The sequence below is a fragment of the Streptomyces sp. NPDC059008 genome (genome assembly GCF_042749045.1).
Taxonomy (GTDB): domain Bacteria; phylum Actinomycetota; class Actinomycetes; order Streptomycetales; family Streptomycetaceae; genus Streptomyces.
Genome location: NZ_JBHYJC010000017.1, coordinates 96,268 through 111,224 on the forward strand (window position 1 = coordinate 96,268; position 14,957 = coordinate 111,224).

Sequence of the window (14,957 nt, forward strand, 5' to 3'; positions counted from 1 at the left end):
GCCCCCCCGGGGGGGGTTCGGGGGGGGGGGGGGCGGGCCGCGGGGGGGGCCCATCACCACCGGGGGGGCGCCTCACCGGGGGTTGGGGGGGGGGGGGGGGCGCGGGCCCCGCCCGCCCCCGCCCCACCGGCGTGTCAGCCCTTCCACACCCGCGTCCGCAACGGCACCCCGGAGGCTCCGCTCTCCGGTGTCCGGACGGCCAGGACCTGGTTGACTCCTATCCGGTTCCGCTCGAAGGACAGGGCCGACGCGGCCATGTACAGCCGCCAGACCCGGGCCCGCCCCTCGGAGGTCAGGCGCACCGCCTCGTCCCAGCGCTCCTCCAGGTTGGTGACCCAGCTGCGCAGCGTCAGCGCGTAGTGCTCCCGGATCGCCTCCACGTCCCGTACCTCGAACCCGGCCTCCTCCAGTTGGCCGGCCGTCCGGCCGACCGGCGCCAGCTCCCCGTCCGGGAAGACATAGCGGTCGATGAACTCATCGACCCGGTAGGTCTCCTCGTCCGCCAGCGGACGCCGGGCGATCTGGTGGTTCAGCAGCCGTCCGCCGGGCCTGAGCAGGGAGTACAGCGCGCTCGCGTACTCCGCGTACTGGGCCCGCCCGACGTGCTCGGCCATCCCGATCGAGGAGATCGCGTCGAACGGCTCGTCCTTGATCTCGCGGTAGTCCTGCACCCGGATCTCGATCCGGTCGGCGAGCCCGGCGTCGGCGATCCGCTTGCGGGCGAAGGTGGCCTGCTCCTCGGAGAGGGTGATGCCGACCGCCCGTACGCCGTACTCGCGGGCCGCGTGCAGCACCATCGAGCCCCAGCCGCAGCCCACGTCCAGCAGCCGCTGGCCCTCCTTGAGGCCGAGCTTGCGGCAGATCAGGTCGAGCTTGTCGCGCTGGGCGTCCTCCAAGGTGGCGTCCGGTCCGTCCCAGTAGGCGCAGGAGTAGACCATGGACGGGCCGAGCACCAGCGCGTAGAAGTCGTTTCCGACGTCGTAGTGGTGGCTGATGGCTTCCTTGTCGCGCCGCAAAGTGTGCAGCGGTCCGCGGCGGCGCCGTACCTCCTCGGCCGGCGGCGTGGGCGGCACCGGGGCGCCGGCCAGGGTGAGCAGCTCCCGGGCGGCGGAGCGGATCTCCGGCCGGGCCAGCGCGCGCAGTACGGCGGCGCGCTGCGGCCCGGAGGCATCGCCGCCGCGCTCCCAGATCATCCCGGCGAGCAGATCGAGCGCTTCGTAGAGGTCCCCGTCGATGTCGATGTCGCCGGCGACCCAGGCGCGGGCCAGGCCCAGTTCGCCGGGCTTGAACAGCAGCCGGCGCAGCGCACGGCGGTTGCGGATGACGAGTACGGGTGCCCCCGGCGGGCCGGACTCGCTGCGGTCCCAGGCGCGGATGCGCACCGGGAGCGGGCTCCCCAGCACCTCCTCGGCGAGCTTGGTGAGCCGTCCAGCGGCGTCGGCCATGTCGCACACCTCCGTGTTGACGAGTCGGGCAAAGAAGTTTCACCCACCACGTAAACGCCAATGGGGCGCCCGGATAGTCCCGTTCACACGCAAGAGAACCGCAAACAGCCCGCTTTTCGCCAGAGCGGACACGCCGAAGGGCGCCCGCCCCACGGATGGCGGACGCCCTTCGGGCTGGTCGGAGTAGCCGACCGGGGTTTCAGGAAGCCTTGGCCTTCGGCTTGTCGCCGGCGCCGGCCGCGGCCGGCGCGGGGGCCGGCTTGGCCGCCTCGTAGAACTCCTCGCGGGGGTTCTCCATGGCGCCGAGCGAGACGACCTCGCGCTTGAGGAACATGGCCAGCGTCCAGTCGGCGAAGACCCGGATCTTGCGGTTGAACGTCGGCATCGCCATGCCGTGGTACGCGCGGTGCATGTACCAGGCGAGACGGCCCTTGAGCTTGATCTTCATCTTGCCCATGACGATCATCGCGACGCCCTTGTGCAGGCCCAGACCGGCGACCGCACCCTTGTTGGCGTGGCTGTACTCCTTCTGCGGGAAGCCCCGCATACCGGAGACCACGTTGTCGCCGAGGACCTTGGCCTGCCGCAGCGCGTGCTGCGCGTTCGGCGGGCACCAGGCGTTCTCGTTGCCGTTCTTGCGGCCGACCAGGTCCGGGACCTGGGCGTTGTCGCCCGCGGCCCAGATGTAGTCGGTGCCCTGCACCTGGAGGGTGGCGGCGGTGTCGACGTGACCGCGCGGGCCGAGCGGCAGACCGAAGCGCGACAGCGCCGGGTTGGGCTTGACGCCCGCGGTCCACACGATGGTGTTGGAGTCGACCTCGAGGCCGTTGTTGAGCTTCACATGGCCGTCGACGCAGGAGTCCATGCCGGTCTTGAGGTAGATCTCGACGCCGCGGCTCTCCAGGTGCTCCTTGCCGTAGGCACCGAGCTTGGGGCCGACCTCGGGGAGGATCTTGTCGGCGACGTCGACCAGCAGGAAGCGCATGTCCTCGCGCTTGACGTTGCTGTAGTACTTCGCGGCGTCGCGGGCCATGTCCTCGACCTCGCCGACGGTCTCCGCGCCCGCGAAGCCACCGCCGATGAAGACGAAGGTCAGGGCCTTGCGGCGGACCTCTTCGTCGGTCGTGGAGTCGGCCTTGTCCAGCTGCTCCAGGACGTGGTTGCGCAGGCCGATGGCCTCTTCCACGCCCTTCATGCCGATGCCGTTCTCGGCCAGGCCGGGAATGGGGAAGGTGCGGGAGACCGCGCCCATCGCGATGACCAGATAGTCGAAGGGCAGCTCGTACGCCTCGCCCACCAGCGGGGCGATCATGGCGACCTTGCGGTCCTGGTCGATGGTGGTGACCCGGCCGGTGAGGACCTCCGCCTTGGGAAGCACGCGTCGCAGCGGGACGACGACATGCCGCGGGGAGATGCTGCCGGCGGCGGCTTCGGGCAGGAAGGGCTGATAGGTCATGTACGACCGCGGGTCGACGACCGTGACGGTCGCCTCGCCGTAGCGCATCTTCTTGAGGATGCGCCGAGCTGCGTACAGGCCTACGTACCCACCGCCTACTACGAGGATCCTGGGACGCTCCGTGGTGCTCATGCATCGAGTATCCACCCCCACATGGGGGGTCGCTCGTGAGCCCCTTCACAAGCACCGAGGGGGCATCTGCTACACTCCGCCGGCTTCGTGACCGACGCCATAGTACGGAGTGGAACCACCGTAGGGCCCGAGGCGTTGGAGACCCCCGTTGATCAGGCCTTGTCGGGCCCCGGGCGGCTGAACCACGCCTTCCGGGAGCGCACCGCCCGCGCTCCGACACCCACGCATCCTCCGGGTCGAAGGGTCTTAGGACCTTCGAATGAGGGTCGGACGAACAGATTGTTCGCCCAACAGGAGGCTTTTTCATGTGAAGGATTTCACGAACTTTCTTCGCGGGCCCCTCCACGGAACCCTCGAAAGCCCCCGGATCGCGCTCGGACGGGCACCCCGCCCGCTCAAGACGCCGGTCGGCAGAGGCCGTTGCCGACCCCTGCCGCACCGGGGGCGCGCCCCCGGCCGGCGACTCAGCCGGCGATGCTCCAGGCGATGCCGTCGGGCATGTCTTCCAAAGTGACACTCTGGTCATCGGTCAGCGTTCCCCCTGGTGGCACCGGGTCACCGTCCTTAACGGCGGGTGTCCACATTGTCTCTTCCGACTCCCACACGGGAACGATGCGCGCCAGCGTTTCATACCGCGACGGCCGCGGGGACACGAGGATGTGCCGGATGAGCTGCTGCAAGATCGCGTTTCGGTGCTTCGGCGAGAACGTCGCCCACTCGGGGAGGACGCCGACAACCAGGGGGCGGAAGTCTTCTTGCGCGGGCAGGTCTTCCTCCTGTCCCGCTGCCTCGTCGAGCTCGTCGAGCTCGGCGAGCTGCGCGAGCGCCTTGTCGCGATCTTCCGACAGTTCCTGGCGCGCCTCGTCGTACTCGTCCTCCGGGTACCGGTCGGGGTTGAGGGCGTAGTCCTTGACGAGTCGCCTTAGCGCCGCCTTGATCTTGTCGAGCTCGGCGGACAGCTCGGCGCGTACCTCGGCGAGGTCGGGCGCGGCCGGTCGAGGCGGTATGGGCGCCTCTGTCGGTGGTGCGGTGTCGATGCCGTTCGCGACCTTGACGAGGAACTTTTGCACGAGCTCTAGCAGGTCGCCGTAGGTTGCGGAGACTCCCGGGCAGTCGCCGCCGGCGTCCGCCTTTGCGCACCGCCAGTAGACGGCTCCGCTCCCGTTCGGGTGGCCCGTCATGGCTCCCCTACATAGGGGACAGCGCACGAGGCCGGTGGTGTCGTAGGTTGCTGTCCGTGCGCGCGGGGGCATCTTGGCCACCTTTGCGCGCTTCTCGCGGTATTCGGCCCAGAGCTCTTCGGCGTCGCGTTCGATCTCCCAATTGATCAGCGGGTCGTGTGCTCCGCGGAAGTGGCGCCAGTGTCGGCAAGAGCTCTTCTTGTTCTTGGGGCAGTCGCAGGAGTCGCGGACCTGGAGCAGGCCGGCAGGGAAGCCGCTGTCCATGTAGCGCAGCAGGCTGTCTTGCCGCCATGGGTTGCCGCGGGTGGTGCGGTGCCCGTGCTGGTTGAGGTACCGGGCGAGGTCGATGAACCCGGTTCCGTCGATGTACCCGAGGTAGAGCTCGGGGAAGAGCGGGGCGAGTTTTGTGTTCGGTTCGTACCACTCCTTTTGTACGCGCCAGCCTCCCGGCTCTTCGGGGTCGGGCACGCGCCGCGGGTGCCAGATGTACCCGAAGCGAGCCCGGCCGCCCGAGGGGAGCAGCAGGCCGAGGCGGTGCGCGTGGACTTCTTTCCACTGTTCGCCGGCGCGGTCGGACTCGAACGCGGAGAGCTCAAGGATCATGCCGCGCTGAAACCGGCCGATGGCTGTACCGGCGTCGACGGGTTCGGTTGCGGACTCCAGCCGGCCGCCGACATCTTCGAGCCGGGCAAGGTTGATGGCGTTGCCGGTCCTGTTGCGGCCGAAGCGGCTGTATCGCCATACGCCGATGCCGGCGGCGAACCTCGCCTCGACGGCTTCAATGCCCCGCATGATCTTGCGCCGGAAGTTCCTTCCGGTGGCGTCAAGATCGCTGATCCAACCGATGATGCGTTTGCGGTTGTGTCGAGCCCAGTCGCGTATTGCGGTCTTCTGTAGCTCGGGCGAGATCTTCTCTTCGTTCCAGCTGCTGACCCGTATGTACCCGATGAAGGGTTCGAGCTCGTCCAGGTCGATGCCGCGGAATGCGGCCGGCACTTCTCGGCCGCGCGGTTCGATCTCATCCAGGAAGCGCAAGAGCTGCGCCCTGGAGGGTGTTGCGTATTGCAAGGTGCGTTCCTCCATTCCGGGGAGCGCCGGGCGCTACCCCCCGCGGTAGCGCCTGGTCAGCTTCGGGTGGGGGGTTTCAAGTCATCTCGTTTCTCGGCGAGTTGGTGGTCGTCTGGCCATGCGGAGCCCCCGCGCCGCACATGGGTTTGATGTGCCCTGTTGGCATGGTTAGCGGTAGAGGATTCCTTGCCGGGCGTGTTCGGCGGCGATGCGGTACCCGTCCACCTTCGCGGCGTATGTTGCTCTTTCGAGTCGCCTGCGTTCGGCGGCGAGGATAACGGCCGGTGTGGCAACGGCAGTTGCGATCAGTGCGGCTCTGGCGATCTTGCCGTACTTGCCTTTGGTGCTGGCTTTGGCCCCTATGACGGCCGCGGTGATTTGCGCCCCTGCGATTGCTGCTGCTGTCCCGATGGTGTGCGGATTAAGCACGCCGCTTACTCCCAATTCTGTGCTGTTGTCCTTGTCGCTATGTGGGACGTGTTGCCGGTTGCGACACAGAGGGGAGCTACGCGGTTAAGCGCAGGTCTGACCGTGGCGGAACGGCAATCCGTCCGGTCCCCGGGCGTGAACCAGGGGGCCCGTTTCGAGTATCCCGGGGGTGTCGGACAGTTCGTCAGTTGCTTTGTCCGACGCCGGTTTCGCCGTTCCTGCCTGGCTTTTGCTAGTTGCCCCGTTCCTGCTGATTCTGTGCCTGTTGCGCTCGTAGCCCTGCAACGAACGTCACGAAATGTTGTACGAGTTGGGGATCATGGATGCCTGCCAATTTCGCCAGCTGTTCGGGCGTTGGCGGTGAGCCACCCTCGGGGGCCCCTTGTCTCGTGGGCAGCTCTTCCTCGGTGAGGATGCCGGCGCGTACGAGCAGTTCGGGAAGCGGTACGCGGAGTACGGGCGCCATGTCGGCCAGCACTTCCGGGCTGGGGATCCTCTTCGCGGCGAGTGTGTGCGAGACGATCGTGTGGGAGATGCCGACGTCGGCGGCGAACTTGCCGATGCCGCCGCCGCGGGGTGCTGAGAGGTCGTAATCGAGCTCGACGAGCCTCGACCGGAACCAGGCCGCAAATGCTTCGCGGCGGGCTTCCGTGCGTTCGCGTTCAGTCCTTCGCATGGGTGCAAGATACCCGCTTGACGCGCCCCCGTGTACTGATTCGCACATGCGCGCATGGCGCTCGCCGCCACCGTCATCCCCCTAACTCCCGTGCGTGAGCTGGACTCTACACGCCGCATTCGAACCCGCAGGCGAATATGCCAGGGCGCGTTTTGCGTCACGTGAGAAAGATCCGGCCAGTCGGTTTAACGTGCTTGCCAGCACGCACATAAGCCTCTACGTTCGTGCCATCACGAACGAAAACACGGGGCACAGGAGGTCACGCCGTGCACTTCGACCATGCGCGTCTACTCGCGGCTTGGAAGGCTGCGGGCGACACCACAGACGCAGCCGTTGCCCGCCGGCTGGAGATCAACCCGGCAACCGCGTGGCGCCTGCGCAACGGCGTCTCGCGCCCGAGCTCGGCGACGCTCGCCCGTATCGAGCGCGCCTACGGGATCACCGCCGGCGAACTCTTCGGGGGCGCGCGATGACGAATGCCGGCGCACCGATCAGCCCCGCGGAAGCGTTCCGCAACGCGCGGGCAGCTGTCGACGCTGCCCGCCGGGCCCGCGACTCCCTGCCCATCAAAGAGGCAGCGCGCGCCGCCGCGGCCGGCAGCAACCGCACCCCCGGCGAGATCGAAATGCAGATTCGCCGCCTGCGCAAGCAGGCGCAGACCTCGCCGGCCTCGACGGGGCCGCGAGCTGCCGCTGCCTGACACGAAGTTGGGCCGCCCGGATGGTCCCCGAGCGGCCCGGCGACGACCCATCCCCACCAAAGAGAGGCAACAGGTCGTGCCCAACAACCGTACCCGCTCCCGCTCCCAGCGCGCCGCCCGCGTGATCGACCGGATCGCACCCGGCGTCGCCGCGGTGCTGATCACGCCCGTCTACATGGAAGACCTACCGCGCGGCCCGCGCATCGCTACGCACGTCTTTCTCGTCGACGCCGCCGGCCGGCCGATGCAGGCGAGCGCGGACGTGCACCGCGCCGCCTTCCGGCTGCTGCGCCGCATCTTCCCGGCCGCGGACTGGACGCGCGAGCACCGCTACGACGTACGGGCCTGCACGCTGCGCCGGCAGAACGCGCCGCAGCTGCCGCCCGGGTTCGGGGGTGCGCAGTGGTGACCCCCGAGACGGTGCTCGACGCCGTTGCCGCCGCCTTTGCCGACGAGCCGGCCGAGGTCGAGCAGCTGTTGCTCGACCTCGCCGAGGCCACCGGCCGCGCCGCCTACATGCGCGCCTACCCCTTCGCCACGGACTACGGCCGCGAGTGCGCCGTCGCCGCGGCGGACGCCGCCCGCGACGAGCTACTCGCCGCCCTTGATCTGCCCCTCGGACCGAACGGACTCGCCGCATGACGCTCGCTCCCGAACGCCCCACCACCGCCACCCCGACGGCCGTTGTCGTCGCCCCGCCCGGCCTTGAACGCGAGCAGTGGCTCGACGTACGCCGCGCCGGCGTGGGCGGCTCGGACGTTTCCGCTGTGCTCGGCATGGATCGCTACCGCGGTCCGCTTGAGGTCTACCTCGACAAGGTCGGCGAGCTGCCCGACGATCTGCCGCGGTCGCCCGAGCTCGACGAGGCCGCTTTCTGGGGCACGACCCTTGAGCCGATCGTCGCCGAGGTGTTCGCCGCGCGCACCGGCCTGCGCGTCGCCGACGGCCCCGGGACGCTCGCGCACGTCGACCGCCCGTGGATGCTCGCCAACCTTGACCGCGTCGTGCTCGACCCCAACGAGCCGAGCGTGCCCGGCCTGCTGGAGATCAAGACGCGATCGGCGTACCAGCTCGACGAGTGGGCCGAGGGAGTGCCCGACGGGCCGGCGTTGCAGACGCATTGGTATCTCGCCGTCACCGGCTACCGCCGCGCTCACGTCGCCGCCCTGGTCGGCGGTAACCGGCTGATGGTGCACCGCGTCGAGCGCGACGAGCAGCTCGTCGAGCACCTCGTGCAGCTCGTCGGCGATTTCTGGCAGCTCGTGCTCGACCGCACGCCGCCGCCGGTCGACGGCTCGGCCGCTACCGCCGAGCTGCTCGCCCATCTCTACGACGTGCAGCCGGACGCCGTGACCCTCGCCGACCCCGACGAGGTGCTGCCGCTGCTCGACCAGCTCGCCGAGATCAAGCAGCGCGAGCAGCAGCTCGCCGACGAACGGCGCGTCATTGAGAACCAGCTCAAGGCGATTGCCGGCGAGGCCGAGATCGTGCGGTGCCGCGATGAGGTCGCGTTCACGTGGAAGCAGAACGGCACCTTCGCCTCAAAGCGATTCGCCGCGGCGCACCCCGAGCTCGCCGCCCGATACGCGCATCTGACGCCGTCGCTGGACACCAAGAGGCTTGCCGCCGACCGCCCCGACCTCTACCGCGCGCACCGTGCGCGCCGTCTGCTCGTGCCCACCGCCAAGAAGGGGAAGAAGTAGTGACCACGGACCTTACGCATCGCGTCGCCAAGAAGGCCGCGGCCGGCAAGCAGGTCGCCCAGCGTCCGGCCAACGCCCCCGCGCCGACGCTCGCGCAGTTCGTCGACTCCATGCGCGGGGAGATCGCCCGCGCGCTGCCCGACCACGTCAGCCCGGACCGTATCGCCCGTATCGCGCTTACCGAGCTGCGTCGGGTGCGGCACCTGCCCGAGTGCACGCAAGCGAGCTTCGGCGGGGCGCTGATGACCTGCGCGCAGCTCGGCCTCGAACCCGGCGGCGCGACCGGCGAGGCGTACCTCGTCCCCTTCTTCAACAAGAAGCAGCGGGCGTACGAAGTGCAGTTGATCATCGGCTATCAGGGCATGATCAAGCTCTTTTGGCAGCACCCGCTCGCCGCTGGCCTCGATGCCCAAACCGTGTACGAGGCCGACGAGTTCGAGTTCGCCTACGGCCTCGACCCCGTGCTGCGGCACGTCCCGTCGCTGGCCACCGACCGCGGCCGGCCCGTGGCGTACTACGCGGTTGCGCGGCTGAAGAACGGCGGCTCGGCGTTCGTCGTGCTCTCCCCCGGCGACGTCGAGCGTGTCCGCCGGCGGTCCAAGGCAGCCGATGACGGCCCCTGGTGCACCGACTACGACGCCATGGCCAAGAAGACCGGCATTCGGCAGCTGTTCAAGCTGCTGCCGAAGTCGACCGAGCTCGCGCACGCGGTCGCCCATGACGGAACCGTGCGGCGCGATGTCTCGGCGGACGGGATCGACGCCGCCCCGGATTACATCGAGGGCGAGGCCGTCGAGGCCGACGAGGGCGCAGACGCCGACGAGAGCGACGCGCAGTGATCGACCACGCCCCCGGCACCGCCGCGTGAGGTGCGGGCACTGGGACGGCTCGGGGCGCCGCTACTGCGGCGCCCCGGGCGCCCGCCGCTACGTCATCGGGTGGCGCTGCCCCCGCCATACGCCGGCCGCCCTCGCCGGCCGCCGTGAACCCCCGTCCAACCCGCCCGTAAGGAAAGCGCGTTGACCCTGGATGCCTCGGATTGGGTTTGGGACCACTCCGAATCTCGCGGACTGGCTCGCACGGTCCTGCTCGCCATCGCCGATTGGTGCCCCGATGCGAGCTGCACCGCCTACGCCGGTACCGCCCTGCTCATCAAGCGCACTCGCGCCGCCCGCTCGTCGGTGCGGGCCGCGGTCGACAAGCTGCTCGACTCGGGCGAGCTGGAAGTCGTCGAGGGCCGGCTCGGGCCGAACGGCGAGACCGTCTACAAGCTGCCGCACGCCGTCGGGCACGTGCGCGAGCAGCCCGACATGCCCGCCTTTGAGGGGGCCGGTAACCGGCCCGGACCGGATTCCGACCCGGGCCGGTATCCGGCCCCCGGGGGACCGGTAACCGGCCCCGGGGGGAGCGGTAACCGGCCCGGGGGAGGGCCGGTAACCGGCCCGGAGGGGGGCCGGATACCGGCCTCGGGGGGAGCGGATACCGGCCCCCTAAACAACAGCAGCTCTCTACAACAACAGCAGCAGCCGCACGCGTCCGCGCGCACGAGCGGCTCGGCGGTCGTCGAGCAGCTGCGCCCCTTGGCCGACGCGCTCGACGCCGCGGGCGTGGCGGTGCACTGGTCGCTCGGCCTCGGCGAGCAACGCGACGCGCACCGGCTCGTCGAGGCGCACGGCGTCGCCGCCCTGGTCGAGCTCGCGGCGCACCGCACCGCCCCCGGGGATGCGCCCAAGTCAGCCCGGTACTGGCTCAAGGTCTGGTCCGACCTCGACCGCGCCCCCGCTGCGCCGCCCCCGGGCCGGCCCGCCGGCAACGTGGTGCCGTTTCGCGGACGTTCGGCGCCCTCCCCCGTCCCGACCCGGCAGAACCTGCTCGCCGCCCTCGACAACATCGAATCTCGGGAGAACGTCTGATGCAGCCCCGTGAAATCGCCGCCCTACTCGACCGCGTCGGTAGCCTCGACGGTCGGATCGACCGGCAGCTCGTCGACGAGCACCTCGCCGAGCGCGCCATCACCCGATGGACCGAGGCCCTCGCAGAAGTCCCCGCCACCCTGCCCGACAGTTCGTGGGACGTCGGCCGTGCAGTCCGCGGCTACTACGAGCAGCGCGGCGGCGACAACAGCGCCCGATACCGGCCCATCGAGCCGCACGACATCCTCGCCGCTTGGGCACCGCACCGCGCCGGCCTCATGCAGCGCCACACCGACCCGGCCCCGCCCGTCGACCCCGACAACGTCGCCGGCTACCTCGCCGAGCTGCGCCGCTCCCGGGCTGCCGTTGCCACGGGACGAACCGCGCCCGTCGAGCAGCACCGCGAGCTCACCGCCGGCGAAGTGGACCCCGAGCTAGCCGAACGGCTGGACAAGATCGGCTCACCCATCCCGCCGGCCGTACGGCAGCAGCTCGTCGCCTACCGGCCGATACGGGCGCAGCGCGAGGCCGCGGTCGCCGCCGGCCGCCCCGACCCGCTCGCCGTCGCCTGCACCTGGTGCGGCGCACCGATTGGTCAGCCGTGCCGCTCCCGCCGAATGAACCTCGCCGGCGAGGCCCGCGCCAACCGCCGCCGCTCCCCGCACCCGTCCCGACTGGACGCTGCCGCACAGGAGGTCGCAGCATGACCCGCCGAGCCCGTACCGACCGCACCGTCTGCGCCTTCCGCGCTGTGGCGACATGGCCACACCGCCGGCGCCGGTCGGTGTTCGACAACTCCGACCGCGCCCGGGTGCGCGCCCAGGCCCGCAAGTGGGCCGCGGCCGGCGCGACAGTGGAGTTTCAGCGCCACCTCAGCTACGGCCGTTGGAAGACCTTGCGCACCCTGGAGCCGACCGAGCAGCCCGAGGTCGTCGAGCAGGCCCCCGAGGCGCCCGTGCTGCCCGTCGCCAGCCCGACCCTGGTCGACGAGGCCGACCCGCTGTACGAGCGGCTTATGCAGCAGGCCCCCGGCGCTCCCGGACGTCACCGCGGGCGCACCGCATGCCGTCACGTCGCCGGCGGGAAGGGCATCCGGTGAGCGCCCCCTCGCCGGCCCTGGTGGGGATGCTCGCCGGCGTGCTGTACGAGCTGCGCCCGGGTCTCTACGACGCCGCCCGGCACCCGGTTGACCCCGCCGCCCGCCGGGATGCCGAGCAGCTGCTCGCCGCCCTCGATGAGCAGGGCATGGCCATCACTGATCACAACCCGCGCGCCAAGATTCACCCACACCCGCTAAGGTGCGTGACGGCACGAACAACGATCCGACGAGCACGAAAGGCCGCCCCTTGGCTGGAGAAACCGTCATCACCGTGACCGGCAACCTCGTCGACGACCCCGAGCTGCGATTCACCCCCGCCGGCGCACCGGTCGCCCGCTTCCGCATCGGCTCCACCCCCCGCACCTTCGACAAGCAGGCCAACGAATGGCGCGACGGAGAGAGCCTGTTTCTCACCTGCTCGGCATGGCGCCAACTCGCCGAGAACGTCGCCGAATCCCTCACCCGCGGCGCCCGCGTCATCGTCACCGGCCGACTCAAGCAACGCAGCTACGAAGACCACGAGGGCATCAAGCGCACCGCCTACGAGCTCGACGTCGACGAGGTCGGACCGAGCCTGAAGAACGCAACCGCCCGCATCACCAAGGCCAGCCGCACCAACACGGCGCAGCCGGCCCAACCACCCACCGCCGACCCGTGGAACAGCACCCCGCAGCCACCGCAGTACGCCGACGAGCCGCCGTTCTGATTGGCACCGAGCGACCGGTCGATGCCGCCCCCATGCGCGCGAGGGCGCGCCCGTCTTCCCTTCGGAGTGACCCGCCCATGACTGCCCCCAGGTTCCGCCACGTTCACGAGACCCGCGCCGAGCACTTCGTGCCCCTGCCGGCATCCCTGCTCGACGTCGCCGAGCTGCTCGCCGCCGCGCGGTCGAAGCTGCACGACACCGGCCGGACCTTGACCGACGCGACCGTGCACCAGGACGCCGGCGAGCTCGTCATCTCCTACCCGGTCGACCCCGAGCTCGCCGAGCTCGCCAAGGTGGTGCACCTGCGATGACCCGCACCCGAAGCAACCGCCGCGCCCGCACCGCCGAGCGCGAGCAATCCCGCACCGCCCGCCGCGACTTGCTGCTCGTCCTGCTCTCCCGTGCCGAGCGCGGCGTGCTCTCCCCCGCCGAGGCCGCACTGCTGCGCACGACCGTCGAGGCCGAGCTCGCCGAGGGCGACACCGCGCGCCGCTCCGCAGGCGGACAGCAGGCCGCGGTGCGCCGGATGCAGCAGCGCCTCGACGCCGCCGAGCAGGCCATCGTCGAGGCCGAGCAGCACGCCGCCCGGTGCGAGGCCACCCTCGGCAGCATCCGCGCCGCGCGAACCTGGGCGGACGTGTGGGCGCACCTGGGGATGTTCTACGGCCTCGCGGCCGAGCAGGCCGGCCAGGAAGCACGCGCCCGGCGTACCGAGGCCGAACGGCGCGCCGAGGAACGGTGCGCCGAGGAGGAAGCCCACGCGACCCGGTACGCGAACTGGCTTGCCGCCGCTCAACGTGCGTGCGGCGCCCCCAACTGGCCTTCGCTCGCCGAACACATAGCCGCACGACTGCACACCCCGCAGCCGGCCCTCGCCACCGCCGCCGACACGCAGCCCCGGAGCATCACACCATGACCCCGCCACCACGCAGCCACATCTCGCCGGCGCACTCCGTCGGCGAGGTCGACCTCGGCCAGTGGCGCGCAGCCTGCGAACGCTCCGAGGTACGGCGCCGCGCGCTGGTGCGAGCCATGGCCCGTATCCGGCGCGCCCGCGTCGTCGAGGCGCAGCTCGCGCGCCTGCTCGGCGAGTCCCCCGGCCCACGTCTGGTCGACGACGTCGCCGAGCGCGTCCGCGAGATGTGCGAAGAGCTCGACCTCGCCCACGACAACGCCGACGAGTACGCCGTCATGTGGGCGAACGCCTCGGCGCGCTCCGAGCTGCGGCGCCGTGCACTGGCTCGCGCCGTCGCCCGCCTGCGCCGCGGCCGACAGCCGGCCCTCGACCACACGAACGCGTGACCCACCGACGGGAGGAGACGCACCCCATGCCCACCGACGCAACTGCCCGCCGCGAGGGCGCCGCCGCGCTGCGCACCGTCCGCCAGCAGTGGGGCGAGCTGCTGCTCGCCATCGAGACCCCGCCGGCCGAGCCATGGCCACCGCGGCAGCTCGCGCACCTGCTGCGCCCCGAGGCCGACGACGAGCCGCTCGTCGAGCGCGCCCCGCTCGTGCTGCGCGAGCACCCCGCCCCGCTCAACCTCGGCGCCCTCGACGCCGGCCTCGCCGTCGAGCGGGCGCTGTTCGACCTCGCCGACACCCTCGCCGCCGCCGTGCAGCGCGCACCCCTCGACGACCCCGGCCGCTGGACGTTCCGCAGCCTGACCGATCCGGGCAGCCGGGCGCATGGGTTGCACTGGGCCGCACTGTGGGTCGAGGGCCGGCTGCTGGATGAGGACACCGAGCCCGAGCTGCTGCTCGACGGCACCCTCGCCGCGGCCCCCTACGTGCCACTGCCCGAGCACCTGCTGCACGAGGCGCACCGCGTCGCGCTCGTCGCCGAGGGGCGCGTGCTGCGTGCTGTTGGCCTCGACGCCCGTACGGTGCCCGTGCCCGAGCGTCCGTGCCCCTGGTGCACGGGCGAGCTCACGCTGCACACCGACCCCGACGCGCCGCCGCGGGTGACCTGCTCGACCGGCCCGAGCTGTACGGCCCCGGTAGACCGCGACGAGTTCGGCCGGCGCGTGTGGGAGTGGCACGCCCTTCCGGCCCTGGTGGTTGCGCTCGACGCCGCGCAGCAGCGGGCCGGCGCGCCGCAGGCAGCATGACCGGGGCCCGTGGCGAGTCTGCGCGGCCGGCTGTTGCTAGCCCTTGCCTTTGGCGATCTGGTCGACGCGCGCGACCGACAAGCCGATCAGGTCGGAGACCTCGCGCAGCTTCAACCCCCTGCGTAGTTCTTGGACGGCCGCGGACCGTACGTCCTTGACTCTCGTTCGTGCGTCGGGCAGCAGGTCGTCGGCGAGTATCCGCGCGGCGAGCTCGCGCTCGACGGGGTCGCCGATCTCGTCGAGGCAGGCGAGGGCGGCGTCGAGGTGCCCGGACATGCGGGCGCGTAGGGCGGCGCGTGCCTGCTCGGCGGGGTCGGTCGTCTCGGTCATGGGAGCAGGGT

21 protein-coding genes are annotated in these 14,957 nt (G+C 70.9%); 15 read left to right on the plus strand and 6 right to left on the minus strand.

Annotation, left to right across the window (positions count from 1 at the left end; all coding sequences use genetic code 11):
* Nucleotides 1-134 precede the first annotated feature (134 nt).
* The 5 genes from ACFWZH_RS21270 to ACFWZH_RS21290 all read right to left on the minus strand — a co-directional run bounded on the left by ACFWZH_RS21270 (nt 135) and on the right by ACFWZH_RS21290 (nt 6,387).
* Nucleotides 135-1,445, minus strand: coding sequence for a class I SAM-dependent methyltransferase (locus ACFWZH_RS21270; RefSeq protein ID WP_384433220.1), 1,311 nt, complete (start codon nt 1,443-1,445; stop codon nt 135-137).
* A 199-nt stretch (nt 1,446-1,644) separates the two neighbouring features.
* Nucleotides 1,645-3,033 carry an NAD(P)/FAD-dependent oxidoreductase gene (locus tag ACFWZH_RS21275; RefSeq protein ID WP_384433223.1) on the minus strand — a complete coding sequence of 463 codons (1,389 nt, stop codon included), beginning with the start codon at nt 3,031-3,033 and terminating at the stop codon, nt 1,645-1,647.
* Between the two features lie 464 nt (nt 3,034-3,497).
* Complete coding sequence (locus ACFWZH_RS21280; RefSeq protein ID WP_384433226.1) at nt 3,498-5,297, minus strand: recombinase family protein; 1,800 nt, start codon at nt 5,295-5,297, stop codon at nt 3,498-3,500.
* 153 nt (nt 5,298-5,450) lie between these two features.
* Nucleotides 5,451-5,711: a hypothetical protein gene (locus ACFWZH_RS21285; protein WP_384433229.1), complete on the minus strand. Its 261-nt coding sequence runs from the start codon at nt 5,709-5,711 to the stop codon at nt 5,451-5,453.
* Between the two features lie 232 nt (nt 5,712-5,943).
* The gene (locus tag ACFWZH_RS21290) at nt 5,944-6,387 is read right to left on the minus strand and encodes an XRE family transcriptional regulator (RefSeq protein WP_384433232.1); all 444 of its coding nucleotides are present in this window, start codon (nt 6,385-6,387) and stop codon (nt 5,944-5,946) included.
* 266 nt (nt 6,388-6,653) lie between these two features.
* On the opposite strand from ACFWZH_RS21290, the gene ACFWZH_RS21295 reads away from it, so the two are divergent.
* From ACFWZH_RS21295 to ACFWZH_RS21365, 15 genes are all read left to right on the plus strand, one after another.
* Complete coding sequence (locus ACFWZH_RS21295; RefSeq protein ID WP_384433235.1) at nt 6,654-6,860, plus strand: helix-turn-helix domain-containing protein; 207 nt, start codon at nt 6,654-6,656, stop codon at nt 6,858-6,860.
* Entirely contained in the window at nt 6,857-7,087 is a 231-nt protein-coding gene (locus tag ACFWZH_RS21300) for a hypothetical protein (RefSeq protein WP_384433238.1), read from the plus strand. Before ACFWZH_RS21295 ends, ACFWZH_RS21300 begins: the two co-directional genes overlap by 4 nt.
* 76 nt (nt 7,088-7,163) lie before the next feature.
* On the plus strand, nt 7,164-7,496 hold the full coding sequence (locus ACFWZH_RS21305; RefSeq protein ID WP_384433240.1) for a hypothetical protein: 333 nt from the start codon (nt 7,164-7,166) through the stop codon (nt 7,494-7,496).
* The gene (locus tag ACFWZH_RS21310) at nt 7,493-7,729 is read left to right on the plus strand and encodes a hypothetical protein (RefSeq protein ID WP_384433243.1); all 237 of its coding nucleotides are present in this window, start codon (nt 7,493-7,495) and stop codon (nt 7,727-7,729) included. The genes ACFWZH_RS21305 and ACFWZH_RS21310 overlap by 4 nt, the downstream gene beginning before the upstream one ends.
* Nucleotides 7,726-8,790 (plus strand): YqaJ viral recombinase family protein, encoded by a 1,065-nt coding sequence (locus tag ACFWZH_RS21315; RefSeq protein ID WP_384433246.1) that lies wholly within the window; start codon nt 7,726-7,728, stop codon nt 8,788-8,790. Before ACFWZH_RS21310 ends, ACFWZH_RS21315 begins: the two co-directional genes overlap by 4 nt.
* Nucleotides 8,790-9,629 carry a recombinase RecT gene (locus ACFWZH_RS21320; RefSeq protein ID WP_384433249.1) on the plus strand — a complete coding sequence of 280 codons (840 nt, stop codon included), beginning with the start codon at nt 8,790-8,792 and terminating at the stop codon, nt 9,627-9,629. Before ACFWZH_RS21315 ends, ACFWZH_RS21320 begins: the two co-directional genes overlap by 1 nt.
* A 180-nt stretch (nt 9,630-9,809) precedes the next feature.
* A complete protein-coding gene (locus ACFWZH_RS21325) occupies nt 9,810-10,703 on the plus strand; it encodes a hypothetical protein (protein WP_384433252.1) in 894 nt (297 codons plus the stop codon).
* Nucleotides 10,703-11,410 carry a hypothetical protein gene (locus tag ACFWZH_RS21330; RefSeq protein WP_384433254.1) on the plus strand — a complete coding sequence of 236 codons (708 nt, stop codon included), beginning with the start codon at nt 10,703-10,705 and terminating at the stop codon, nt 11,408-11,410. The genes ACFWZH_RS21325 and ACFWZH_RS21330 overlap by 1 nt, the downstream gene beginning before the upstream one ends.
* Nucleotides 11,407-11,802, plus strand: coding sequence for a hypothetical protein (locus tag ACFWZH_RS21335; RefSeq protein WP_384433257.1), 396 nt, complete (start codon nt 11,407-11,409; stop codon nt 11,800-11,802). Before ACFWZH_RS21330 ends, ACFWZH_RS21335 begins: the two co-directional genes overlap by 4 nt.
* A 38-nt stretch (nt 11,803-11,840) precedes the next feature.
* Complete coding sequence (locus tag ACFWZH_RS21340; RefSeq protein ID WP_384433260.1) at nt 11,841-12,077, plus strand: hypothetical protein; 237 nt, start codon at nt 11,841-11,843, stop codon at nt 12,075-12,077.
* On the plus strand, nt 12,050-12,508 hold the full coding sequence (locus ACFWZH_RS21345; RefSeq protein WP_384433263.1) for a single-stranded DNA-binding protein: 459 nt from the start codon (nt 12,050-12,052) through the stop codon (nt 12,506-12,508). Before ACFWZH_RS21340 ends, ACFWZH_RS21345 begins: the two co-directional genes overlap by 28 nt.
* A 77-nt stretch (nt 12,509-12,585) precedes the next feature.
* On the plus strand, nt 12,586-12,819 hold the full coding sequence (locus ACFWZH_RS21350; RefSeq protein ID WP_384433266.1) for a hypothetical protein: 234 nt from the start codon (nt 12,586-12,588) through the stop codon (nt 12,817-12,819).
* A complete protein-coding gene (locus tag ACFWZH_RS21355; protein WP_384433269.1) occupies nt 12,816-13,424 on the plus strand; it encodes a hypothetical protein in 609 nt (202 codons plus the stop codon). The genes ACFWZH_RS21350 and ACFWZH_RS21355 overlap by 4 nt, the downstream gene beginning before the upstream one ends.
* Complete coding sequence (locus ACFWZH_RS21360) at nt 13,421-13,810, plus strand: hypothetical protein (RefSeq protein WP_384433271.1); 390 nt, start codon at nt 13,421-13,423, stop codon at nt 13,808-13,810. Before ACFWZH_RS21355 ends, ACFWZH_RS21360 begins: the two co-directional genes overlap by 4 nt.
* Before the next feature lie 26 nt (nt 13,811-13,836).
* The gene (locus tag ACFWZH_RS21365) at nt 13,837-14,616 is read left to right on the plus strand and encodes a hypothetical protein (protein WP_384433273.1); all 780 of its coding nucleotides are present in this window, start codon (nt 13,837-13,839) and stop codon (nt 14,614-14,616) included.
* A 36-nt stretch (nt 14,617-14,652) separates the two neighbouring features.
* On the opposite strand, the gene ACFWZH_RS21370 is transcribed toward ACFWZH_RS21365, so the two are convergent.
* Entirely contained in the window at nt 14,653-14,946 is a 294-nt protein-coding gene (locus ACFWZH_RS21370; RefSeq protein WP_384433276.1) for a hypothetical protein, read from the minus strand.
* Nucleotides 14,947-14,957: the final 11 nt, after the last annotated feature.

Excerpts from the sequence above, each read along its gene's own strand:
- ACFWZH_RS21350 (WP_384433266.1), top strand. The coding sequence starts at position 12,586 with ATGACTGCCCCCAGGTTCCGCCACGTTCACGAGACCCGCGCCGAGCAC.
- ACFWZH_RS21330 (WP_384433254.1), top strand. The coding sequence starts at position 10,703 with ATGCAGCCCCGTGAAATCGCCGCCCTACTCGACCGCGTCGGTAGCCTC.
- ACFWZH_RS21360 (WP_384433271.1), top strand. The coding sequence starts at position 13,421 with ATGACCCCGCCACCACGCAGCCACATCTCGCCGGCGCACTCCGTCGGC.
- ACFWZH_RS21370 (WP_384433276.1), bottom strand. The coding sequence starts at position 14,946 with ATGACCGAGACGACCGACCCCGCCGAGCAGGCACGCGCCGCCCTACGC.
- ACFWZH_RS21290 (WP_384433232.1), bottom strand. The coding sequence starts at position 6,387 with ATGCGAAGGACTGAACGCGAACGCACGGAAGCCCGCCGCGAAGCATTT.
- ACFWZH_RS21355 (WP_384433269.1), top strand. The coding sequence starts at position 12,816 with ATGACCCGCACCCGAAGCAACCGCCGCGCCCGCACCGCCGAGCGCGAG.
- ACFWZH_RS21280 (WP_384433226.1), bottom strand. The coding sequence starts at position 5,297 with ATGGAGGAACGCACCTTGCAATACGCAACACCCTCCAGGGCGCAGCTC.
- ACFWZH_RS21275 (WP_384433223.1), bottom strand. The coding sequence starts at position 3,033 with ATGAGCACCACGGAGCGTCCCAGGATCCTCGTAGTAGGCGGTGGGTAC.
- ACFWZH_RS21270 (WP_384433220.1), bottom strand. The coding sequence starts at position 1,445 with ATGGCCGACGCCGCTGGACGGCTCACCAAGCTCGCCGAGGAGGTGCTG.
- ACFWZH_RS21315 (WP_384433246.1), top strand. The coding sequence starts at position 7,726 with ATGACGCTCGCTCCCGAACGCCCCACCACCGCCACCCCGACGGCCGTT.
- ACFWZH_RS21335 (WP_384433257.1), top strand. The coding sequence starts at position 11,407 with ATGACCCGCCGAGCCCGTACCGACCGCACCGTCTGCGCCTTCCGCGCT.
- ACFWZH_RS21300 (WP_384433238.1), top strand. The coding sequence starts at position 6,857 with ATGACGAATGCCGGCGCACCGATCAGCCCCGCGGAAGCGTTCCGCAAC.
- ACFWZH_RS21365 (WP_384433273.1), top strand. The coding sequence starts at position 13,837 with ATGCCCACCGACGCAACTGCCCGCCGCGAGGGCGCCGCCGCGCTGCGC.